The following is a 21,788-nucleotide window of genomic DNA, read 5'->3' as shown; positions in this document are numbered from 1 at the left end:
AACCCATGCGGCCGGCACGGGCCTATATCGGCATCGGCAGCAACCTGGGCCGTCCGCTCATTCAGATGCGCCACGCGTTTTTGGCCTTGCGCAAACTCCCCGCCAGCCACTGCATGGCCTGTTCGCCGCTATACCGCGGCGCGCCGGTCGGCGGTCCGTCGGGTCAACCCGATTACCTCAACGCCGCCGCCGCCCTGGACACCACGCTCGCGCCGGACGAACTGCTGACGGCACTGCAGGCGATCGAAGCCGCGCAGGGACGAACCCGAACCGTGCATTGGGGACCACGCACCCTGGACCTGGATCTGTTGCTGTACGATCAACTCGTTCTTGACGGGCCTCGGCTGACCCTGCCGCATCCTCGCCTGCACGAACGGGCGTTCGTGCTGTATCCCCTGTACGATATTGCGCCGGATCTGGAGATCCCCGGTCGCGGATTGTTGAGCGAATTGCTCATAAAATTCCCGCAAACGGCCCTTGTCCGTCTGGACAGCGCCGAATAAGCGATTACGATACTCCCGCCGGTTCTCCCGACAAAATCTCTCCCTTGAATTCGCCGTCGCCGCATTTTCCAAAGCGGCGCGGCCCCAGTCAGAGCACGTCATGTATAAAGACGCACCGACCCGAAAGCCGACCACAGTCACCACCCTGGCAAAGATGAAACGCGACCGGGAAAAATTCACGGTCCTGACCGCTTACGATGCCAGCTTTGCGGCGCTGCTGGAAGCGGCGGGCGTGGATGTTCTGCTGGTCGGCGATTCGCTGGGCATGGTCATTCAGGGCCAGCGCACCACCGTGCCGGTCACGCTGGAAGACATGATCTATCACACCCGCCTGGTGGCGCGTGGCTGCCATTCCGCCCTGCTGATGGCGGATATGCCGTTCGCCAGTTACGCCACGGTCGAACAGGCGGTCCACAACGCCGCCCGGCTGATGCGGGAAGGCGGTGCCCAAATGGTGAAGCTGGAGGGCGGTGGCTGGCTGGTGGAAACGGTGCGCCAGCTCAGCCGCAACGGCATTCCGGTCTGTGCCCATCTGGGTCTGCTGCCGCAGTCGATCCACAAGCTGGGCAGCTACCGGGTGCAGGGCCGCGAGGAAGCGACCGCCCGCCAGATCATCGACGAGGCGCTGGCCCTACAGGACGCCGGGGCCGACGTGGCGCTGGTGGAGTGCATCCCGGCCGAACTGGCGGCGCGGCTGGCCGAGGCACTGACGATTCCGCTGATCGGCATCGGCGCCGGGCCGGGCTGCGATGCCCAGGTCCTGGTCAGTTACGACATGCTGGGCATTACGCCCGGTCGCCGGCCGAGGTTCTCCAAAGATTTCCTAACCGGTCACGACAGCCTGCGGGCGGCGGTGGAAGCTTACGTGCACGCCGTTAAGAGCAGTGAATTCCCCGGTCCCGAGCACTGTCTCGCCTGATTCTCCAGGAGCGCGCGCCATGCAAAAAACCGCACACACCATCGCCGAGTTGCGCGTCCGGATAGCCACCTGGAAACGGGCTGGCGAGCGAGTGGCGTTCGTGCCGACCATGGGCAACCTGCATCGTGGCCATATCCATTTGGTCGAGCATGCCCGTGAGCTGGCGCCGCGCACTGTCGCCAGCATCTTCATTAACCCGATGCAGTTCGGCGCCAACGAAGACTATGCCGGTTATCCCCGCACGCTGGAGGATGACAGCCGCCAGTTGGAAGGCGTCGGCCTGGATCTGCTGTTTGCGCCCAAGCTGGCTGAAATCTACCCGCGCCCGCTGGCGGACATGACCCAGGTGACGGTGCCGGAACTATCCGAAATCCTGTGCGGGGTCAGCCGGCCGGCTCATTTCGGCGGTGTCACCACGGTGGTGGCCAAGCTGCTCAACATGGTGCGGCCGGATGTGGCGGTGTTCGGCGAGAAGGACTGGCAGCAACTGGTCATCATCCGCCGGATGGCGGTCGACCTCGACTTTCCAGTCGAAATCGTCGGTGTGCCGACCGTGCGCGAACCCGACGGATTGGCGATGAGTTCGCGCAACGGTTATCTGTCGGCCGAGGAACGGGCGCGGGCTCCCATGCTGTACTCGATCTTGCGGGCGACGGCGGAACGCCTGCGGGCGGGTGAGCGGGATTGCGCGGCGCTGGAGGCGGAGGCGAAGTCACGGCTGGCGGAGGCTGGCTTCCGTCCGGACTACTTTGAGATCCGCCGTTCCGACAATTTGCGGCGACCGACTGCGGAGGATGTGGATTTGCGGATTTTCGCGGCGGCTTGGCTGGGCCGGGCGCGGCTGATCGACAATCTGGCGGTGGCGCCGGCGTAATGCTCGGCCCAGGCTTCCGTTGCGCTGACGATTTGGCCAGTGTGGTTGAAAGGGCAGCCCTTTTAAGGTGTTTCAACACATTGTAAAATAAGCATAATTTTCACATCCAACCCGAAGGGTCGTCATGTTTGGTGAAATCTTACAGCGATTTGCGGAGAAGAGTCCCATCACGGTGATGGTTCGTGGGTTGTTGGAACATCTATTAACCCGAATGTTTCATAAATCTGTCATCGGTGCCAGAGGTCGCCCCTCTCGTAGTCAAATTCAAGGGATGACCGACCTGCTGGATGGGTGACCCGCACGTGGATCGGTGGCAGAGGCCGGTGTTGCCCGTGTTAACCAGTGTCGTGGCAGGTCATATGGGCGCGGTGGCGGCCAGACGGGCAGCCAGTTCCCTGTCCCGACGGGTGGGGTGTCCAGAATGGGGCTTGACCGCCAGGGTCAGGCGCGGAGCGGATGCGGCGGTCGCGTCAGGAACAGGATTTCCGTGATCCGGTGCAGGAGGTCTTTGACGGGACAACGGGTCGGCAAGTGCAGTTTGATCCGATCCTGATAGGCCACCACCCGCACGGCCAGCTTGAACAGCTTGAGGATGACGGTGACCGGTTGGGCCTTGGCCAGTTCGGTATGAACCCGCACCTCGGTCCGCAGCGCCTGATGCAAGACGTAGGCAGCGCAGGAAAAGAACAGGCGCAGGGGGTTGGCGAGGAAGCGGTGATCGGAGGTACGATCGCTGGCCCAGTCGTTCTTGACCATTTTGAGGAAATTTTCGTCTTGGCCGCGGGCGCTGTAGAGATCGCGGTACAGGCATTCCGAGGTGGGCAGGTCCAGCGAGGTGACCACGAACCGTGGGTTATCGCCCAAGGCCATCACCTCGGCCTTGAGGATCACCCGAAATGCCCGCGGCCAAGTAGCGGCGGCGTAGGCCACCTCATGATAGGTTCGGGTGTGGGTCGGCAGGGGTTGCCGGGCACGGCGGGCGTTCTCGATGCGTAACGCATGGCGTTGGCGATTGGCGACCAAGCAGGGCTCGGCCAAGGGCGAAAGCGCCCGGTTGCCGGCCAGCCCAAAGATAAAGTCGGTGTACGGATCGTCCAAGGCCAGTTGCATCAACTCGGGATTGGCGAAGTGGGCATCGCCGTGCAACACGAGGCGGGTCTGAGGCCAGGCCGCGCGCAGCCGCTCGACCACCCGCTTGACGATCATGGCGTTCTCCGCGCCGGTCGGGCGCTGGCCAGGGCGCAGCACGGCGGTGATGAACTTGCCCGAGAGCCCCTCGAAGAGGAACAGCGGTAGGTAGCAGTCATGGCCGTAATAGTGATTAGAGAAGTCCCCAAATAATTATCTTGAATATTTTCAACCTATTATGATTTAGTTATAAAAAATTATTTTATTTAATCAATAAGTTAGAGTTGATTTTTTTAAATTAGCCCCCATTTTATTCAATGAGGATAGAATTATTAGGAGAACCGCCATGCGAAAATTTAAATTGATGACAGTCCGCAATGAAAGACAATTTAGAGCCTGTACTGGACTCTCTCAGAAAGAATTTGACCTTATTCTACCTGAGTTTGCAAAGTGTTTGCAGTTGGCCCAACAACAGCGTTACCAAAAACACCGCTTGCAACGTCAAAGAAAGCCGGGTGGCGGTCGGAAAGGTGCATTATCCTCACCCGATTTAAAACTCTTTTTTATCCTGTTTTATCTCAAAAACTATCCGACATTTGATGTGCTGGGTTGCTTGTTTGACCTGAGTCCAGCCAAAGCCCAAGAAAATTTTGTTAAATTTATGCCTATTTTAAAGCAGGCTGAAAAACGCTTGCATATCTTCATTGTACAGGACAAAATCATCTAACCAAATGAATTTACGTTAAAATTCTGCCGGGTGGCGTATTGGTTAGAGGTAGAAAACAGCGATTTTGAGGGCTCGATCCCAACCGTTTAAAGAGCGACTCCAGTGCCTGATGAAAAGCGTATTGCCGGGCGGATTCTTGGTGATGAAATAAACAACTTCTCAAATAATCTAATCCATAGCGAAAAAGACTTTGGGTGGGACGGCCATGTTTTTTGATCTTGATCGGTTTAATTTCATGGCGCCATTCACCAATGATATGCGCCCAACTAAATGCAATAGCGAGAAAAGCCATCCATTTTTCAAGTCGCTGGGGGTCAGTTATATGGGTGGATTCCAGATCGAATCCCCGAGTTTTTAAGCAAATGAAAAGCGTTTCGATCGGCCAGCGTTCCTTATAATTTTCCAACGCGGTTTCCGGTTGTTCTTGCGTTGCGAGAATAACGAATTCACCGTTGGCCATTTTCAGACCAATCACATAAAGAGAGTGCCCCCACACGGTTCGTTGGCCCGATAAAACCAGAGCGCTGCCACGGGGTAGGCCTCGAAAAAGATTTTCGGCGGAGACGGGGACCCCTCGGGAGTTAGAGATTTGCGTATTCTTTTTGATGCGTATTACGAATTTAATTTGATTTTCAATAAGATAACCAAACCATTGAATCCCAATAAACTCGCGATCCGCAAACAAGCAGGCGATCATTTGCGGGCCGAAAATCGTAAGGAATCGATTCATTAATGCTATTCTTTCTTGGGTATTTGAGTTGCCTTTTTTATCTAAAGCAACCCATAGTATAGGAAAAGCAGATCCGCGATAGACGACTCCTAAAACAAGGTAATTGATATTGACATCACCATATTTCCAATTGGTTCTATCGAGTGTCAATTTGAACTGAAGCACAGGAATGAGACTGGCAATGAACCGGGCGACTTGATTCAGATCTAGAGAAAATTGACAAAAAAGTCGTTGAAGGCGTTTGTAATGAGAGGCCGGTTGCGCACGCCCAGGAAAGGTGACAGCAATCTTTGCGAGATTGACCGTTCCCATCTGGATGATTCCGATAATTAAATAGACGATGCAAGAGATACGCGCTCGGTTCCAGTGAAAATGATGATGAAGCATTTCTGCAAAGTGCCGGGTATTAAAAAAGGGGAATTCACGGAATTAACCTCGCCTGTTTTAGAATTAATGTTATCAATCAATTAGTTATGATAACAGCAACCTCGCGATCCTACTACCCTCAAAATAGCTGTTATTTTTTATCTTAATTTTCAGCAAGTTATTTTTGTCCTGTACAATGAATAGCTGTTATTTTTTATCTTAATTTTCAGCAAGTTATTTTTGTCCTGTACAATGGCATATCTTACCGCATCGCCATTTTAAGCCCGCCAATACTGATAAGCAACCTATTGATAATCATCAGAAGATTATTATTGATGCAACAGAAAGGCCTTGTTGCCGCCCCCACCATGCGCGTAAACAAAAACATTATTTTAGTGGCAAGAAACGCCACCATACTCTGAAAAACACGGTGATCGGGGACAGCAATAAAGGCATTCCAGTTGTTGGCCCAACAGTGGCCGGTAGCCGGCATGACTACGCGTTATTGAAAGAGGAATTAGATCCTCAGCAACCGGGTCTCTCCACCGTGGAAGCTTGGGTTGATGTAACTCTTCACACCCCTCCCGGTAATGGCTAACTTCCCCTCGGGGAGTAGGTATGGAAAACTAGAGTCCAGCCCCACGATCAACCACCATGCACCTCAGCCCACATAGCCTGCGCCAATTAGACCACGCCTACCTGGATTCGCTGGGGAGGCCGAGGTGCGTGCGCTGTCGGGCAAGCTGCTGGACGATTTGAAGGAGGCGCTGGACCGGTTGAATCAGGGACCGGACAACAGTTCGCGGCCGCCGAGCAGTCGGGCGCCGTGGGACCGACCGGGTGACGGGCCGGAATCGGATGCCGCCGATGCGGCGGACGAGGGACCCGAGTCGGCACCGGCAGACGCGAAGCCGGTGCCGGCGGAACCGCCGTCGGCCGAGGCGAAACCGGCGGACGCGAAACCCGCCCGTAAACCGGGTAAGCAGCCGGGGGCGCCGGGGATCGGCCGGACTCAGGTGTTCCAGGCGAATGCCGAACAGGCCCATTACCCCGACACCTGCGCCGGTTGTGGCCGGCCGCTGGACCCAGTGGGTGCGGTGGCCTACACCGGGTTTCAGGCGGTCGACCTGCACTGGGGCGATCCGGCGCGGCCGGGGTTGACGCTGTGGGTCGTGGACCATCGCTATGACGAAGCCCCCTGCGCCTGTGGCCATCGGACCCGGGCGGTGGCCGGCCAGGGCGTGGTGGACCCACTGCTGGCGGGGATTGAACTCAGCGAATGGCGGCTGGTGGGGCCGGGGTTGGCGGCGCTGATCGTGGCACTGGCTTTCCGGTTCCGGCTGTCGCGGGCGCGGATTCGCGAATTCCTGGACGAGTGGCTGGGCCTGAAGCTCAGTACCGGCACGATCCATCGGACGCTCCACGAAGCCGGCGCGGCCGTGGCGCCGGCGGAAGACGAACTCGTCCAGGCGGTTCTGGACAGCCATCTGCTGCACGCCGACGAAACCTCCTGGCCCGAACACGGCCGGCCGCTGTGGCTGTGGGTGTTTGTCGCGGCGACCGCGACCCTGTACTACGTGGCCGGGCGCGGCAAGGAGCGGGTCGAGAACGTGCTGGACGGCTTTAGCGGCTGGCTGATGAGCGATGGCTGGATGGCCTACCGCAACCACCCGCGCCGGTTACGCTGTTGGGCACACCTGATTCGCAAGGCGCGGGGCTTGGCCGAGAGTGGCGACCGCGAGGCCCGTGTCTTTGGCCGGTTCGTGCTGGAGACCTTGGAGGCGCTGATGGCGGCGGTCTACGCGGCCCGCGAAGGTCCGCCGCCGGTCGCGCCGCCGACCCAACACATGATGGTACTGGCCGCGTTGCGCGCGGCCTGCGAACGGCGCCAGGGTCACGCCCACGCCAAAACCCACGCCTTGGCGGTGGAGTTGCTCAACGACTGGGAAGCCATCTTCCAGGTGCTGAGTCATCCCGAACTGCCACTGACCAACAATGTAGCAGAGCGGGCACTACGCCATTGGGTGATCGCGCGCAAGATCAGTCACGGTACCCGCACCCCGGTGGGTTCGCGGGTCTTCGCTCTGCTCGCCAGCGTCATCGATACCTGTCGCCAGCGTGGCCACTCCCCTTGGCGCACTCTCGAACGCGCCATCGCCGACCGCCGCGCCGGATTGCCTCTTGCCCCCTTGCCCCGGTAGAGGGGGGAGAACGGCTACGGGTTGATTTAGGTTATCAAGGGATCAAAGATCACTATTCCTCGTTCCATAAAATTTATATTCCTCATAAAAAGCCTCGCCAGTCGAAAGCCAATCAATGCCCTGCATTAACTCCTCAGCAAAAGAGAGAAAATCGAGCGATCAGTCGCGTTCGTGTCGGAGTGGAACATTTGATTGGCGACCTAAAAATTTTTCAGATTCTTATACCGATTACTAATAGATTTTACTACTTTAGTGCAGATAAAATAAAATCAAAACTGGTCAAAGAAACCACTTCGCTTGGGAGAAGCGATTGAATGAGTTCATCCACTTTTTTACGTAGTTCATCTAGGGTTTTTAAATTGATCCAACACAATTGATCTTTCATTGATTGCCAAACACGCTCAATGGGGTTCACATCGGGACTGTAAGGCGGTTGGAATAATAAGACGACATTATCGGGGATTACAAGTTTTTTGGCATAATGAAAGCGACCGTTATCCAATTGAATTACGTTGAGGGCTGTGCGGATAAGTTTTAGAAAATTCATTCAAAAACCACTGAAAGCAATCAGCATCCAAATGGGAAAATTCTAAAAAGAAGTTTTCGCCACTCAGTGGCTCAATGGCACCATAAAGCCAAAATGATTGAAAGGTCCATTGAACTGGACCAACTGGCTTAATCCCCAATGCGGTGATGACCCGCCGGGTGATCGTTTTTAATCCAAAGCGACTTTCATCTTGGCACCAATACCGTAAAGGCCGGACCGCTTCATTTTCAACTTGCTGAAAAATATCAATTAATTCAAGTTGTCGTCATTGTACAGGACAAAAATAACTTGCTGAAAATTAAGATAAAAAATAACAGCTATTTTGAGGGTAGTAGGATCGCGAGGTTGCTGTTATCATAACTAATTGATTGATAACATTAATTCTAAAACAGGCGAGGTTAATTCCGTGAATTCCCCTTTTTTAATACCCGGCACTTTGCAGAAATGCTTCATCATCATTTTCACTGGAACCGAGCGCGTATCTCTTGCATCGTCTATTTAATTATCGGAATCATCCAGATGGGAACGGTCAATCTCGCAAAGATTGCTGTCACCTTTCCTGGGCGTGCGCAACCGGCCTCTCATTACAAACGCCTTCAACGACTTTTTTGTCAATTTTCTCTAGATCTGAATCAAGTCGCCCGGTTCATTGCCAGTCTCATTCCTGTGCTTCAGTTCAAATTGACACTCGATAGAACCAATTGGAAATATGGTGATGTCAATATCAATTACCTTGTTTTAGGAGTCGTCTATCGCGGATCTGCTTTTCCTATACTATGGGTTGCTTTAGATAAAAAAGGCAACTCAAATACCCAAGAAAGAATAGCATTAATGAATCGATTCCTTACGATTTTCGGCCCGCAAATGATCGCCTGCTTGTTTGCGGATCGCGAGTTTATTGGGATTCAATGGTTTGGTTATCTTATTGAAAATCAAATTAAATTCGTAATACGCATCAAAAAGAATACGCAAATCTCTAACTCCCGAGGGGTCCCCGTCTCCGCCGAAAATCTTTTTCGAGGCCTACCCCGTGGCAGCGCTCTGGTTTTATCGGGCCAACGAACCGTGTGGGGGCACTCTCTTTATGTGATTGGTCTGAAAATGGCCAACGGTGAATTCGTTATTCTCGCAACGCAAGAACAACCGGAAACCGCGTTGGAAAATTATAAGGAACGCTGGCCGATCGAAACGCTTTTCATTTGCTTAAAAACTCGGGGATTCGATCTGGAATCCACCCATATAACTGACCCCCAGCGACTTGAAAAATGGATGGCTTTTCTCGCTATTGCATTTAGTTGGGCGCATATCATTGGTGAATGGCGCCATGAAATTAAACCGATCAAGATCAAAAAACATGGCCGTCCCACCCAAAGTCTTTTTCGCTATGGATTAGATTATTTGAGAAGTTGTTTATTTCATCACCAAGAATCCGCCCGGCAATACGCTTTTCATCAGGCACTGGAGTCGCTCTTTAAACGGTTGGGATCGAGCCCTCAAAATCGCTGTTTTCTACCTCTAACCAATACGCCACCCGGCAGAATTTTAACGTAAATTCATTTGGTTAGATGATTTTGTCCTGTACAATGAGTTGTCGTGGAAGTTTTTTTTAAAAGAAACCACCGCCTCTTCATGGCGATGAACGCTCGTTGGCCGCGCCACTTTAAGTTTTGCTTTGAGTTGATAACGAACGACTTGATGCACTGTTGAATAAGGAATATCGACCTCGTATTCCTGGAGAAGCCACTGCTGGATTTGTCCGTAACTATGAAATCCATGAGTCGGATCGTCCAGACGGCGCTGGAGTGCCTCTCTCATAGCTTCGGTAATTCTCGAACGACGGCCGCCATGATAATTCCACTGCAATAGCCCGATTAAGCCTTGGGTACGATATACTTTGAGCCACTTGACAATGACGGATTTCGATCGCCCTAAATGATCGGCTAACTCTTGTAAAGAATGAAAAATCTCACTTTTAATCCAATATAGAATTTGTAATCGCTCTCGAAACTTGGCGTGAGTTTGTTCATTCATTATGCGCTTTAGTTCTTCGGAGGATTCGTGGATTTCGACTTGTAATGAGCGGCTCATGACTGGATCAATAAAAGTAGGTTAAATAAGTATGATAACAAAATCTAATCATAAATGGTATTACGAATAGATTCCGAAACCATTTCCATAATATGGCCGATCAGGTTATTTTATTGGTTGCCGGCTTGTGTAACCTTAAAAATAACTATGCTGTTCAATAGGTTATGAAATTTATTTGGGAACAGGTCTATTGTAGAAGCTGAACTCTTGCTGCCCGTGAGTGGGATCCTCGGAATGATCCAGATCCAGTACGATCACCGCCGGTGGCTTCGGGTAATACCAATTCCCGGTAGATTTTGACTTTTTAACTGGTGGGCCAGGATGAAGCGTAGCGCAATCCCAGCAGGCGCGTGGGAAGGTAAAACCTATCGAGAAACGGTATAACTGGCGATGAATTGATCGACAAAGGCTCGCGCCAGGCGATAGAGATCCTGGGTCGACACGGCGTTCTCCAGGCGGGAGAAGGTGGGGCCGCTGGCCAAATCCAGGGCGCGCGCCAAGGGATGACGGTCCACGCCGAGCTTAAACAGCGGGTCGGTCCGTAGCGTATTGGCGTCATGACCGTCCGCGTAGCCACAGGCGATCTGAAAGATCCGTTGGGCGAACAGATCGTGCAGGGGGTGCTCGATGTACGATGGATGGCGCCGGTCATCGACCGCTTGGGTGAGACGCTCGATCAGCCCGATCTGCGGGTCGACACCCCGCAGAATCAGGGGGCCAAAGTCCGACGACATCGCCCCACCGTCGAACTCGGCGCGCACGGTCAGGCCAGTGACCGGAGGAAATCGCAACTGCTCTGGGGTAGAATCGGACATGGGCGACCTCGTTTGGCTTCTCCGAAGCGTTATTGGAATAACACTCATTATATCAATGAGTTGAATGAGGTTCGCCCTTTTTTATGAATAATCCGGGCTAATTTGTATGCGAGACTGCTAGCTGTCATCCACGGCCAGAGACGTTGAGCATGGATCGTTTATATTCCCTCACGAACGAGCAATTTGAGCAGATCAACCGCCTGCCTGCTGCCGCCCGAACCGGGTCGCCGGGGACGACCACCGATGGTGAAGAACCGCGAGGCGTTGGAAGGGATTCTCCATGTACCGCGCACGGGCACACCTTAGCGGGATCTGCCGAACGCTTATACCGTTTCTCGATAGGTTTTACCTTCCCACGCGCCTGCTGGGATTGCGCTACGCTTCATCCTGGCCCACCAGCTAAAAAGTCAAAATCTACCGGGAATTGGTATTACGGTCCCTGGCACACGATCTACATGCGCTGGCAACGCTGGATCGCGCGAGGGGTCTGGGGGGACATTCTGGGGCTGCTGAAGCGACTCAAGGGCGTGGACCTGAGCCTCGTGTTTTTGGATTCCACCGTGGTGCGGGCGCATCAGCACGCGGCGGGCGCCGCTAAAAAAAAGGCGATCAGGCCCTCGGTCGCTCGCGGGGCGGATTCAGCACCCAAATTCATGCCGTGTGTGCCTCCGAAGCCGATGGGATCGAGATCCGCCTCACGGCGGGGCCGGCGGGAGACGCCCCGGTCGGCGAGGCGCTGGTCGATGCCCTCGATCCTTGCGACGGCATCCAGCACGCCGCCATGGACAAAGCCTACGACAGCAACGCCATCCGCGCCCAGCTCGACGCCAAGGGCATCACCCCGGTCATCCCGCCCAAGGCGCACCGCTGGGATCGTATCGGTTACGATAAGGAACGCTACCAACAGTGCAACAAAGTCGAACGCCTTTTTAATAAACTCAAACAGTTCCGCCGAGTCGCCACCCGCTATGAAAAACTCAAAGCCCACTTCCTGGCTTTCGTCACCCTCGCCCTCATCGTGATCATGCTCCGCTAGCAATTTTGTGAACACGACCTAGGCGCCCTTCGGAATCGATCTGACTCAGGTCGAGGATGCCGCAGTGGGCGATAAGGCCGGTGAGGAGGCGAACCGTAAAGGCGCCCCGACTGAAGCCAAAGAGGTAGATGCGGTCACCGGGCTCCCAATGACGCACGACAAAGGCGTAGAGGTCCCGCACGTTGCGACTCAGTCCTCATCCAAAGGCGCCGCCGACGGCCTTGATCAGCTTCAGGTCCTGGGAGCCGACACCGTCGTCGTAGCAGCAGAGCTGCTGATCGTCGTGGGCCAGCGCCCTGTACAGCCGCCAGACGTTGGTCTCGTATCCGACCCCACCACTCTGGCCTGTGCCGTCCGACAACAACACGATGTTCTTTCCCATCATCCACCCCCCGTTGGAACGTCATGGGACGCCAAAGCCCGGTAGTGTCCCTCAGTTTCCGTGATGAGCTTCAGGCCAACCGGGGAACAATTTTTCAAGATGGGGGCATTCTGCCCAATACAGCGGTGAGACCCGATACGATAACAGCTCCCGGGTGGTCCAGATGTGATGGGTCACGCCGGCCGCCATCGCAGGCGTGATGGAACACCATCGACGGGGAGAACCCGATCCGCGCGTCGGCTCGGTGACCGGCAACGAGCGGCGCAAGCTGTCATGGGGTAACACCAAATGGTAGTAGGCCAACGACAACCACAACTGTTTTTCGAACCAAGACAAGTTCTTGGAGAACCCGTTGGTGCGACGGGTCAGGCGGCGGTTCTGCTGCCGCTGGGTCAGGTTGTCCCGCTCGACGAAACTGGTATTGATGGTTTGACTGACGGGCGATTGGGCCAGTCGCGCCGCGACGGTCGCCCGGTCCCCAAAAACGACTTGAGTGGAGATCGCGGTGATACGCCCACCCCTTCGATGCTTGATCACTTGGGCATACAGCAGATCGGCATGCGGTCGCCGGCGGGGTTTGGGATGCGGGCCGCGCGTCCCGCAGCGGGGCGGACAGTACCATTCCCCATACATGTTCAACAACGCTTGCGTATAAGCAGGCCATTGATCGCTGGTAAAAAAGGGCACGGTTTCATCGGTCACCGACGCCACTTGTTCCACCAGCCGGTCGGCCTGGGTTTGATCATGTTTGCCGATGACAAACCCCAATATCAGGCGCCAGACCGGCGCAAACGCCAACCACACCCAAGCGTCGCCATAGGTCTCGACATACTCCTTGGCGCCAGGCAAGTTTTCTTGTTTGGTATGGATAAAGCTCCACAATTCATCCAATTGGCATTCGGTGACCGGCAAGTTTCGCCACAAGGACAGCACGACCGCCCGGCATTGCCGGGCACCTCGATCCAGCCAAGCGCAAACCGTGTCCTTATCCACTTCGACGATGCGCGCGGTGGCCCGCAGCGAATTCCCCTCGGCCAGCGCGCGCAGGGCGGTCTCAAATTGCACCGGATCGGCTTCCAGCCCATAGTAAGCCGTCCCATAACGCAAGGTCACCGTACTCCCGCAGCTCCGGCAGCGCGCCTGAGGTTCGCCTCGACTGCTGCCATTGCGTACTAACCCACCAGTTTTAAAAGGTTTTCCGTAGTGCTCGCACCGTTCATTCGGACAATACAACGTTTCCCAGTCCATGCCGACCTCCTCGATGGAACCATGACCGCCATCGAGAATGCCAACTTGTCACTAAAATGGGAAAGCTCATCACGGAAACTGAGGGACACTACCCAAAGCCCGATCCTGTACAGGAACTTAGCGGCCGGGCTCGGACCGGTCAAGGCCAGGCCCATGGAGCCGATATCCCGACGCCGACCCTTTAACGTAGAAACGGCAGTTGACCGCTTTATGAACTCTTCGCGCCTCCGCTTGGCTCGCACCTTGTAAAACCGATGCGCAACATCGTTCTCCGAAACCGCCACGGATCGGTTGCGGTGCTGTCGCAGCCTCTGGGGCAGCACTGCAGCCGGTTTCCGTCAGGGGGCCTTGGCTGCCGCCAACAATGCTTGGGTGCCGTCACCCACAAGCCCATTCAAAGTGTTCAGCGGAATCGAGGTTACAGCCGTCAGATCGGTCAGCCCGGTAATGTCGAACTTCGTATAGTTCATGCCATCGTAGGTACGCAGAAAGACATATCGCCGGTTCAGGTCCGACAGCGCGGTCCATGACGTGTACTCGCTGGTAAAAGCGGGCGCATCCTTTGATCTAGACACCTTGATGCCCTCATTGCCGCCACCGCTTTTGTCGATAGTGATGTCTTTCGGGCGGTCGAAGTTGTTCATGATGTGCGCCAGGGTCAGCACAGCATCATCGGGTTTGTCCACGACTTGGGCATATTGCGCGTAGTAAACGGCGCGGACAAAGCGGCCAACAGAGGTGTTGGAAGCGGGAAGCCCGGCCGTCGCAACGCCGGAATCCGGTTGCGCCACATCGAGGTTGCCGAATTTGCCGGTTGACTGATCAAGGTTGTTCAAAAACGTGTAATTGTTCAGGTTGGCCAAATGCCACGGCAACGCCGGACCATTGGTCATCACGCCAACCGGGTTGTCATAAACGGTTTGCGTCCCGTCAGAAAACTCGATCACGATAGATGCGCCGCTGCGATCATGCATCGCGTAGTGAAACGGCGATTTTGCGTTGCCAAGCGAGGCCAACGGCGACAGCAGAACCGGCTGATCGGCCAGCGCGGCCTTCACTTCGGCGACGGTGGAGAACTGTCCAAGGGTCCATGAGCCAAGATCAATGGCGGCAAGGGCGGCCTTGGTCTTGTTGAAGGAACCTTCCGGGCCAGAGGCATCGGCAAAAGCCAGCAGGCTGAAGGTCAGCCCCATTTCGTTCATGCCTTCAACGATTTTTAGGTCCTCTGGCGAGGTGTCCGGCACCGTCACGGCGAGAATGCCATAGCGGGTGGTCCAACCCAACGACGGACCACCCGCCGACGCTTTTGAAGCGTATTTCATACCCTTCGGGATGAAGGCGACCTGATAGGGCAACTCTGCCGCAAGTTCCAAAGTGCGCCCGAAGTAGATTGCGGCGGTGCTGTCATGGTAGATCAGCGAGGTGCACGCCTCTACCGGAAGGGCAAGGGCCGCTGCAAGGGTGATGCCTGCGGTAATAAGCGAGGTGCGCATCGATACAGTTTTGACAAGACGCATGATAAGTCCTTCTGATTTTCAGTTTGGGCGGAACGGGCGTAACCAGTCGAGCGCGGGGTAGCGCGCCGGGGTGGAAAGGGGCGGTGGGTCCCTTGCCCGGTTGACCCGGAGGTGGGTAGATTGATGTCACCCAACAAGCAATCACCCGAGGAACCCACCGATGTCGATGATGTGGCCGTTGACGACCGAAGGCAAGGGGTTGGACCTGTCGGCGCACTTGGCGGTGCTGACCGGGTTCGTGTACGACGCCGCCCGCGACGGCTTGCCGGCGCACGAACTGGAGCGCGGCCTGTGGTCGCGCCTGTTGCGACTGGGTCATGAGATGCAAGCGCAGTATTTTGCCTTGGTGGGCGACGGGGATTGCGGCAAAACCCTGACGCTGGCCGACGGGCGAGTGGTCAAGCGCTTGCCCGAACCCCATGGCCGACCCTATCGGTCGATCTTTGGCGACTTCACCCTGGTGCGGGTGGTCTACGGCACGCGGGAAGGCCAGGCGATCGAGGCGGCGCCGCTGGATGCCCGGCTGGGGTTGCCCGAGGGCCCGTTTTCCTATCTCTTGCAGGACTGGGATCAAGCGCTGGCGGTGGAGAATCCCTACGGTCAGGTCAACACGGTGCTGGCGCGCATCCTGGGTCTGAAACAGTCGGTGGCCAGCCTGGAGGCGATGACCCGGACCCTGGCCGGGGCGGTGGCCGGTCATGAAGCGGCCCGACCGCCGCCGGCCCCGGCGACGGGCCAGCAGCTCGTGGTGCTGAGCGCCGATGGCAAGGGGGTCCCGATCCGCAAGCCGGCCGACGCCCCGACCATCGCCGCCCACGACCACACCCGAGGGCCGAAGCCGGATCGTAAGAAGATGGCCGTGCTCGGTGCGGCCTATCAGATCGAGCCGCATCCGCGTACCGCCACCGCCGTGGTCGAGTCCTTGTTTCGCGATCCGACCGCCCCCACGGAACCCTCGGCGACGCCCCGACCGGCGCCTCGACAGAAACGGCTGTGCGCGGTGTTGCCGGTGGCCGCCGCCGTGGCGGCGGCGCTCGCCGCACCGCGCCCGGTCGAGGTGGTGTTCCCCTGGTTGCGGGCTGAGGCTCGCCAGCGCGACCCCGACCACCGGCAAACCTGGGTCCTGCTGATGGACGGTCAGCCGGCGTTGTGGGACGCCGCGGCGGACACCTTGGGCGACACCGCGCGGGTCGAGATCCTCGATCTGCTCCATGCGACCGGCTATTTGTGGGACGCCGTTCACCTGTTTCAGCCGTCCGGTAGCCCGCTGGCGACTAAACTGATGAAGGTGCTGGTGCATGCCCTGCTCGACGGGGTGGGGACCGGGGTGATTCGCTGGCTACAGGACCTGGCCGAGCAGGGCCACCTGTCCGCCGCCGCCCGCGCCCGGCTGGAACAGATTCACGGTTATTTCGACCGCCACCGCGACCGCATTCATTACGATCGGTATCTCGCCGCCGGCTATCCCATCGCCTCAGGGGTGATCGAAGGGGCCTGCCGCCATGCGGTCAAGGACCGGATGGAACGGGCCGGGATGCATTGGACCCTGCCCGGCGCCCAGGCCCTGTTGAACCTGCGCTGCGTGGCGCTCAACGACGAATGGGAGCCGTTCATGAACCATTACATCCAAACCGAAACGGCGCGCCTCTATGCGAACATCCCGAGCCAACCCCCATCCACCCGGCTTCGACTCGTCGCCTGAACCAAGGGCGCGCTCGACTGGTTACGCCCGGGCGGAACTAAAGTGGACCCCATGTCCAGGACAGTTTCGGCCTGAATTTAAAATGTTAACATTAGCTAAAAGAGAAGTCCCCAAATAATTATCTTGAATATTTTCAACCTGTTACAATTTAGTTATAAAAAATTATTTTATTTAATCAATAAGTTAGAGTTGATTTTTTTAAATTAGCCTCCATTTTATTCAATGAGGATAGAATTATTAGGAGAACCGCCATGCGAAAATTTAAATTGATGACAGTCCGCAATGAAAGACAATTTAGAGCCTGTACTGGACTCTCTCAGAAAGAATTTGACCTTATTCTACCTGAGTTTGCAAAGTGTTTGCAGTTGGCCCAACAACAGCGTTACCAAAAACACCGCTTGCAACGTCAAAGAAAGCCGGGTGGCGGTCGGAAAGGTGCATTATCCTCACCCGATTTAAAACTCTTTTTTATCCTGTTTTATCTCAAAAACTATCCGACATTTGATGTGCTGGGTTGTTTGTTTGACCTGAGTCCAGCCAAAGCCCAAGAAAATTTTGTTAAATTTATGCCTATTTTAAAGCAGGCTGAAAAACGCTTGCATATCTTACCGCATCGCCATTTTAAGCCCGCTAATACTGATAAGCAACCTATTGATCATCATCAGAAGATTATTATTGATGCCATTGTACAGGACAAAAATAACTTGCTGAAAATTAAGATAAAAAATAACAGCTATTTTGAGGGTAGTAGGATCGCGAGGTTGCTGTTATCATAACTAATTGATTGATAACATTAATTCTAAAACAGGCGAGGTTAATTCCGTGAATTCCCCTTTTTTAATACCCGGCACTTTGCAGAAATGCTTCATCATCATTTTCACTGGAACCGAGCGCGTATCTCTTGCATTGTCTATTTAATTATCGGAATCATCCAGATGGGAACGGTCAATCTCGCAAAGATTGCTGTCACCTTTCCTGGGCGTGCGCAACCGGCCTCTCATTACAAACGCCTTCAACGACTTTTTTGTCAATTTTCTCTAGACCTGAATCAAGTCGCCCGGTTCATTGCCAGTCTCATTCCTGTGCTTCAGTTCAAATTGACACTCGATAGAACCAATTGGAAATATGGTGATGTCAATATCAATTACCTTGTTTTAGGAGTCGTCTATCGCGGATCTGCTTTTCCTATACTATGGGTTGCTTTAGATAAAAAAGGCAACTCAAATACCCAAGAAAGAATAGCATTAATGAATCGATTCCTTACGATTTTCGGCCCGCAAATGATCGCCTGCTTGTTTGCGGATCGCGAGTTTATTGGGATTCAATGGTTTGGTTATCTTATTGAAAATCAAATTAAATTCGCAATACGCATCAAAAAGAATACGCAAATCTCTAACTCCCGAGGGGTCCCCGTCTCCGCCGAAAATCTTTTTCGAGGCCTACCCCGTGGCAGCGCTCTGGTTTTATCGGGCCAACGAACCGTGTGGGGGCACTCTCTTTATGTGATTGGTCTGAAAATGGCCAACGGTGAATTCGTTATTCTCGCAACGCAAGAACAACCGGAAACCGCGTTGGAAACTTATAAGGAACGCTGGCCGATCGAAACGCTTTTCATTTGCTTAAAAACTCGGGGATTCGATCTGGAATCCACCCATATAACTGACCCCCAGCGACTTGAAAAATGGATGGCTTTTCTCGCTATTGCATTTAGTTGGGCGCATATTATTGGTGAATGGCGCCATGAAATTAAACCGATCAAGATCAAAAAACATGGCCGTCCCACCCAAAGTCTTTTTCGCTATGGATTAGATTATTTGAGAAGTTGTTTATTTCATCACCAAGAATCCGCCCGGCAATACGCTTTTCATCAGGCACTGGAGTCGCTCTTTAAACGGTTGGGATCGAGCCCTCAAAATCGCTGTTTTCTACCTCTAACCAATACGCCACCCGGCAGAATTTTAACGTAAATTCATTTGGTTAGATGATTTTGTCCTGTACAATGTATTGATGCGACAGAAAGGCCTTGTTGCCGCCCCCACCATGCGCGTAAACAAAAACATTATTTTAGTGGCAAGAAACGCCATCATACTCTGAAAAACACGGTGATCGGGGACAGCAATAAAGGCATTCCAGTTGTTGGCCCAACAGTGGCCGGTAGCCGGCATGACTACGCGTTATTGAAAGAGGAATTAGATCCTCAGCAACCGGGTCTCTCCACCGTGGAAGCTTGGGTTGATTTGGGTTATCAAGGGATCAAAGATCACTATCCCTCGTTCCATAAAATTTATATTCCTCATAAAAAGCCTCGCCGGTCGAAAGCCAATCAATGCTCTGCATTAACTCCTCAGCAAAAGAGAGAAAATCGAGCGATCAGTCGCGTTCGTGTCGGAGTGGAACATTTGATTGGCGACCTAAAAATTTTTCAGATTCTTACGAATAGATTCCGAAACCATTTCCATAATATGGCCGATCAGGTTATTTTATTGGTTGCCGGCTTGTGTAACCTTAAAAATAAATATGCTGTTCAATAGGTTATGAAATTTATTTGGGAACAGGTCTAATGTATTATTTTTGTTAATGCCTCACTCAGTTCACATAAGAATATTAGACCAAGTGGACCTTCTCAGGATATATTCCCCTGAATTTTTCCTGTCATAGTTTTTTGACGAGAGCAGATATTCCGGTGGTGTCCCTCAGTTTACGTGGTGAACCTCATCATCCAATGCCGGGAACAAATGTTGGATGCCATCCAAGGTATCCAGCAATGGGGCGGGTACCCGATACCCGAGAAGTTCCGCCGTAGTCCAGACGTGATCCGTCATGCCCCCGGCCATGGCCGGGGTGACGGGCCGCCATCCGCGAGGCGATCCGTCACCCCGGGTCGGTGCCGGTGTGGGCAATTCCTGACGCAAGCTGAGGTGGGGCAAGCAGAAATGGGAGTAGGCCAACGACAGCCACAGCTGCTTTTCCATCCAGGGCAGCTCCTTGGAAAAAGCGGTCGTTTTGCGGGACAGCCGCCGATTGTGTTCGCGCCAGGCCAGATTATCCCGCTCGACAAAGCTGGTGTTGATCGTCGTGCTGGTCGGGGAGCGCGCCAAGCGCGCTTGAATCTCGTCCGCATGGCCCCAGACGAGCTGGCGGGTCACTTCCACCACCCGTCCTTTTTCACGTCGCTTGACCACTTGGGCATACAACAAGTTCGGTGGGGGCCGGCGTCGCGGGGCGGGAGGCCGGCCGCGCTTGCCCTGGCGCTCGGGCTGATACCATTCCCCATAGACATGCGGCAAGGCGGCGGGATAGCCCGGCCATGGCTCGCTGCTAAAGAAGGGGACGCGGCCATCGGTCACGCACACCACGCGATCCAGGCGCAGATTCGCCTGCGCCTGCGTGCGTTTGCCCACCACAAACGCCACCACCAAGCGCCATCCCGGCGCAAAGGCGACCCACACCCAAGCATCGCCATCGGTTTCGCACCACCGCCGGGCCACCGCCAGATTTTGGTCCCTGGTATGGACGAAACGCCACAATTCATCCAGTTGACATTCGGTCACCGGCAAGTCCCGCCAATGGGACAACACCACCCCACGACACTGGTGGGCGGCCCGGTTCAACCACGCACAAACCGTATCTTTGTCGATCTGGACGATCCGTGCCGTGCCCTGGATGGCATTGCCCTCCGCCAAGGCGCGCACCGTCAGTTCAAAAAGGGCCGGATCGGCTTCGAGATCAAAGTAGGCGGTTCCGTAGGTCAAGGACACCCTCCTCCCGCACGAACGACACAGCGCCTGTTTTTTCCCGTGACTGGAACCATTTTTGACCAACAACCCTTGACCAAAGGGCCGACCGTAGTGCGGACAGGAACGATTGGGGCAGTAAAGCGTTTCCCATTTCATGATATCCGCAGCCAGTGATCAACACCGCAATCACATTGAGGATATATGTTGTCGTCGTCACTGGCCTAGCTCATCACGTAAACTGAGGGACACCACCGGAAACATTGAGATCCCGTGGAACCGCCATGTCCAAACCTTCCGATATCGACGCCGTACTGAGTTACTTGCGCGAATTGCAGGATAGGCTGACTCGTGCCCTGGAATCGACCGACGGCACCGCGACGTTCCGGGAAGATGCCTGGGAGCGTCCCACTGGCGGTGGCGGCGGTCTGGCCGGCGGCGGCCGCACTCGCGTCATGCGCGACGGCGCGCTGTTCGAACAGGCCGGCATCAACTTTTCCCACGTTGCCGGTGCCCGTCTGCCGCCGGCGGCCACCGCCCAGCGACCGGAGCTGGCCGGGCGCGGTTTCGAAGCCATGGGCGTGTCGCTGGTGGTCCATCCCCGCAACCCCTACGTGCCCACTTCCCACGCCAATATCCGCTTCTTCAGCGCCGCGCGGGACGATGCCGAACCGGTGTGGTGGTTCGGTGGTGGTTTCGATCTCACGCCGTACTACGGCTTCGAGGAAGACTGCACCCACTGGCACCGCACCGCCCGCGCCGCCTGCGCGCCGTTTGGGCCGGAAGTCTATCCGCGCTTCAAACGCTGGTGCGACGAGTATTTCTTCCTCAAGCACCGCAACGAACCGCGCGGCATCGGCGGGCTGTTCTTCGACGACCTGAACGAGTGGGGATTCGAACGCTGCTTCGCCTTTCTGCGTGGCGTCGGCGACCACTATCTGCCCGCCTATCTGCCCATCGTCGAGCGGCGGAAGGATTTGCCTTATGGCGAGCGGGAGCGGGAGTTCCAGCTTTACCGGCGCGGGCGCTATGTCGAATTCAACCTGGTGTACGACCGGGGTACCCTGTTCGGCCTGCAATCGGGCGGGCGCACCGAATCGATCCTGATGTCGCTGCCGCCACGGGTACGTTGGGAATACGACTGGCGGCCCGAACCGGATAGCCTGGAAGCAAGGTTGTATGAGGTTTTTCTACAACCGCGCGACTGGCTGACGAACGCCCCCAGCTCCAAGCGATAAGCGCGCGCGTCATCAAGTTCGACGACGCAATCA

19 protein-coding genes and 4 pseudogenes are annotated in these 21,788 nt (G+C 55.2%); 14 read left to right on the top strand and 9 right to left on the bottom strand.

Annotated features, from left to right (window positions below; translation table 11 throughout):
* Positions 1-5: 5 nt before the first annotated feature.
* From folK to IPM89_15205, 3 genes are all read left to right on the top strand, one after another.
* Complete coding sequence (folK, locus tag IPM89_15215; protein ID QQS54141.1) at positions 6-503, top strand: 2-amino-4-hydroxy-6-hydroxymethyldihydropteridine diphosphokinase; 498 nt, start codon at positions 6-8, stop codon at positions 501-503.
* A 100-nt stretch (positions 504-603) separates the two neighbouring features.
* Positions 604-1,422: a 3-methyl-2-oxobutanoate hydroxymethyltransferase gene (gene panB, locus IPM89_15210; GenBank protein ID QQS54140.1), complete on the top strand. Its 819-nt coding sequence runs from the start codon at positions 604-606 to the stop codon at positions 1,420-1,422.
* Between the two features lie 19 nt (positions 1,423-1,441).
* Positions 1,442-2,296: a pantoate--beta-alanine ligase gene (locus IPM89_15205; protein QQS54139.1), complete on the top strand. Its 855-nt coding sequence runs from the start codon at positions 1,442-1,444 to the stop codon at positions 2,294-2,296.
* A 441-nt stretch (positions 2,297-2,737) separates the two neighbouring features.
* Here the strand turns inward: IPM89_15205 and IPM89_15200 are convergent.
* Positions 2,738-3,619 (bottom strand): annotated as a pseudogene (locus IPM89_15200) (IS1380 family transposase).
* A gap of 151 nt (positions 3,620-3,770) precedes the next feature.
* On the opposite strand from IPM89_15200, the gene IPM89_15195 reads away from it, so the two are divergent.
* Entirely contained in the window at positions 3,771-4,151 is a 381-nt protein-coding gene (locus IPM89_15195) for a transposase family protein (protein QQS54138.1), read from the top strand.
* 10 nt (positions 4,152-4,161) lie between these two features.
* On the opposite strand, the gene IPM89_15190 is transcribed toward IPM89_15195, so the two are convergent.
* On the bottom strand, positions 4,162-5,268 hold the full coding sequence (locus IPM89_15190) for an IS4 family transposase (GenBank protein ID QQS54137.1): 1,107 nt from the start codon (positions 5,266-5,268) through the stop codon (positions 4,162-4,164).
* 238 nt (positions 5,269-5,506) lie between these two features.
* On the opposite strand from IPM89_15190, the gene IPM89_15185 reads away from it, so the two are divergent.
* The 3 genes from IPM89_15185 (at position 5,507) to IPM89_15175 (ending at position 7,762) form a co-directional block, all read left to right on the top strand.
* Positions 5,507-5,845: a hypothetical protein gene (locus tag IPM89_15185; protein QQS55964.1), complete on the top strand. Its 339-nt coding sequence runs from the start codon at positions 5,507-5,509 to the stop codon at positions 5,843-5,845.
* 316 nt (positions 5,846-6,161) lie between these two features.
* Positions 6,162-7,448: an IS66 family transposase gene (locus IPM89_15180; GenBank protein ID QQS55963.1), complete on the top strand. Its 1,287-nt coding sequence runs from the start codon at positions 6,162-6,164 to the stop codon at positions 7,446-7,448.
* Positions 7,379-7,762 (top strand): transposase, encoded by a 384-nt coding sequence (locus tag IPM89_15175; GenBank protein ID QQS54136.1) that lies wholly within the window; start codon positions 7,379-7,381, stop codon positions 7,760-7,762. Before IPM89_15180 ends, IPM89_15175 begins: the two co-directional genes overlap by 70 nt.
* Here IPM89_15175 and IPM89_15170 read toward each other — a convergent pair.
* Complete coding sequence (locus tag IPM89_15170; GenBank protein ID QQS54135.1) at positions 7,693-7,995, bottom strand: transposase; 303 nt, start codon at positions 7,993-7,995, stop codon at positions 7,693-7,695. The genes IPM89_15175 and IPM89_15170 overlap by 70 nt on opposite strands.
* A gap of 444 nt (positions 7,996-8,439) precedes the next feature.
* Between IPM89_15170 and IPM89_15165 the strand changes: the two genes are divergently transcribed.
* On the top strand, positions 8,440-9,546 hold the full coding sequence (locus IPM89_15165) for an IS4 family transposase (protein QQS54134.1): 1,107 nt from the start codon (positions 8,440-8,442) through the stop codon (positions 9,544-9,546).
* Here IPM89_15165 and IPM89_15160 read toward each other — a convergent pair.
* Together IPM89_15160 and IPM89_15155 are read right to left on the bottom strand one after the other, a co-directional pair.
* Positions 9,538-10,083: a helix-turn-helix domain-containing protein gene (locus IPM89_15160; protein QQS54133.1), complete on the bottom strand. Its 546-nt coding sequence runs from the start codon at positions 10,081-10,083 to the stop codon at positions 9,538-9,540. The two genes, IPM89_15165 and IPM89_15160, sit on opposite strands and share 9 nt — an antisense overlap.
* Before the next feature lie 380 nt (positions 10,084-10,463).
* A pseudogene (locus IPM89_15155) lies at positions 10,464-10,898 on the bottom strand (transposase).
* 649 nt (positions 10,899-11,547) lie between these two features.
* Here IPM89_15155 and IPM89_15150 point away from each other — a divergent pair.
* Complete coding sequence (locus IPM89_15150; GenBank protein QQS55962.1) at positions 11,548-11,934, top strand: IS5 family transposase; 387 nt, start codon at positions 11,548-11,550, stop codon at positions 11,932-11,934.
* Here IPM89_15150 and IPM89_15145 read toward each other — a convergent pair.
* From IPM89_15145 to IPM89_15135, 3 genes and pseudogenes are all read right to left on the bottom strand, one after another.
* Positions 11,921-12,316, bottom strand: a pseudogene (locus tag IPM89_15145) (DUF2235 domain-containing protein). The gene IPM89_15150 and the pseudogene IPM89_15145 overlap by 14 nt on opposite strands.
* 51 nt (positions 12,317-12,367) lie before the next feature.
* Positions 12,368-13,429, bottom strand: coding sequence for a helix-turn-helix domain-containing protein (locus IPM89_15140; protein ID QQS54132.1), 1,062 nt, complete (start codon positions 13,427-13,429; stop codon positions 12,368-12,370).
* A 473-nt stretch (positions 13,430-13,902) separates the two neighbouring features.
* On the bottom strand, positions 13,903-15,081 hold the full coding sequence (locus IPM89_15135) for a linear amide C-N hydrolase (GenBank protein ID QQS54131.1): 1,179 nt from the start codon (positions 15,079-15,081) through the stop codon (positions 13,903-13,905).
* A gap of 160 nt (positions 15,082-15,241) precedes the next feature.
* Between IPM89_15135 and IPM89_15130 the strand changes: the two genes are divergently transcribed.
* The 4 genes from IPM89_15130 to IPM89_15115 all read left to right on the top strand — a co-directional run bounded on the left by IPM89_15130 (position 15,242) and on the right by IPM89_15115 (position 19,314).
* Positions 15,242-16,783 (top strand): ISKra4 family transposase, encoded by a 1,542-nt coding sequence (locus IPM89_15130; GenBank protein ID QQS54130.1) that lies wholly within the window; start codon positions 15,242-15,244, stop codon positions 16,781-16,783.
* A 251-nt stretch (positions 16,784-17,034) separates the two neighbouring features.
* A complete protein-coding gene (locus tag IPM89_15125; protein QQS54129.1) occupies positions 17,035-17,559 on the top strand; it encodes a transposase family protein in 525 nt (174 codons plus the stop codon).
* 84 nt (positions 17,560-17,643) lie between these two features.
* The gene (locus IPM89_15120; protein ID QQS54128.1) at positions 17,644-18,750 is read left to right on the top strand and encodes an IS4 family transposase; all 1,107 of its coding nucleotides are present in this window, start codon (positions 17,644-17,646) and stop codon (positions 18,748-18,750) included.
* Positions 18,751-18,786: 36 nt separating this feature from the next.
* The gene (locus IPM89_15115) at positions 18,787-19,314 is read left to right on the top strand and encodes a transposase (GenBank protein ID QQS55961.1); all 528 of its coding nucleotides are present in this window, start codon (positions 18,787-18,789) and stop codon (positions 19,312-19,314) included.
* Between the two features lie 162 nt (positions 19,315-19,476).
* Here IPM89_15115 and IPM89_15110 read toward each other — a convergent pair.
* Positions 19,477-20,594: pseudogene (locus tag IPM89_15110) on the bottom strand (helix-turn-helix domain-containing protein).
* 207 nt (positions 20,595-20,801) lie between these two features.
* Here IPM89_15110 and hemF point away from each other — a divergent pair.
* A complete protein-coding gene (gene hemF, locus IPM89_15105) occupies positions 20,802-21,755 on the top strand; it encodes an oxygen-dependent coproporphyrinogen oxidase (GenBank protein ID QQS54127.1) in 954 nt (317 codons plus the stop codon).
* Positions 21,756-21,788: the final 33 nt, after the last annotated feature.

Source organism: Candidatus Competibacteraceae bacterium, from assembly GCA_016699715.1.
Lineage (GTDB): Bacteria > Pseudomonadota > Gammaproteobacteria > Competibacterales > Competibacteraceae > Competibacter.
The sequence above is the reverse complement of the archived record's forward strand: the minus strand, read 5'-3'. Positions and strand labels throughout refer to the sequence as shown.

What these genes read in the sequence shown, in the direction of transcription:
- IPM89_15120 (QQS54128.1), top strand. Translation starts at nt 17,644, where the DNA reads ATGCTTCATCATCATTTTCACTGGAACCGAGCGCGTATCTCTTGCATT.
- IPM89_15160 (QQS54133.1), bottom strand. Translation starts at nt 10,083, where the DNA reads ATGAGCCGCTCATTACAAGTCGAAATCCACGAATCCTCCGAAGAACTA.
- IPM89_15165 (QQS54134.1), top strand. Translation starts at nt 8,440, where the DNA reads ATGCTTCATCATCATTTTCACTGGAACCGAGCGCGTATCTCTTGCATC.
- hemF (QQS54127.1), top strand. Translation starts at nt 20,802, where the DNA reads ATGTCCAAACCTTCCGATATCGACGCCGTACTGAGTTACTTGCGCGAA.
- IPM89_15190 (QQS54137.1), bottom strand. Translation starts at nt 5,268, where the DNA reads ATGCTTCATCATCATTTTCACTGGAACCGAGCGCGTATCTCTTGCATC.
- panB (QQS54140.1), top strand. Translation starts at nt 604, where the DNA reads ATGTATAAAGACGCACCGACCCGAAAGCCGACCACAGTCACCACCCTG.
- IPM89_15205 (QQS54139.1), top strand. Translation starts at nt 1,442, where the DNA reads ATGCAAAAAACCGCACACACCATCGCCGAGTTGCGCGTCCGGATAGCC.
- IPM89_15195 (QQS54138.1), top strand. Translation starts at nt 3,771, where the DNA reads ATGCGAAAATTTAAATTGATGACAGTCCGCAATGAAAGACAATTTAGA.
- IPM89_15125 (QQS54129.1), top strand. Translation starts at nt 17,035, where the DNA reads ATGCGAAAATTTAAATTGATGACAGTCCGCAATGAAAGACAATTTAGA.
- folK (QQS54141.1), top strand. Translation starts at nt 6, where the DNA reads ATGCGGCCGGCACGGGCCTATATCGGCATCGGCAGCAACCTGGGCCGT.
- IPM89_15135 (QQS54131.1), bottom strand. Translation starts at nt 15,081, where the DNA reads ATGCGTCTTGTCAAAACTGTATCGATGCGCACCTCGCTTATTACCGCA.
- IPM89_15170 (QQS54135.1), bottom strand. Translation starts at nt 7,995, where the DNA reads ATGAATTTTCTAAAACTTATCCGCACAGCCCTCAACGTAATTCAATTG.
- IPM89_15130 (QQS54130.1), top strand. Translation starts at nt 15,242, where the DNA reads ATGTCGATGATGTGGCCGTTGACGACCGAAGGCAAGGGGTTGGACCTG.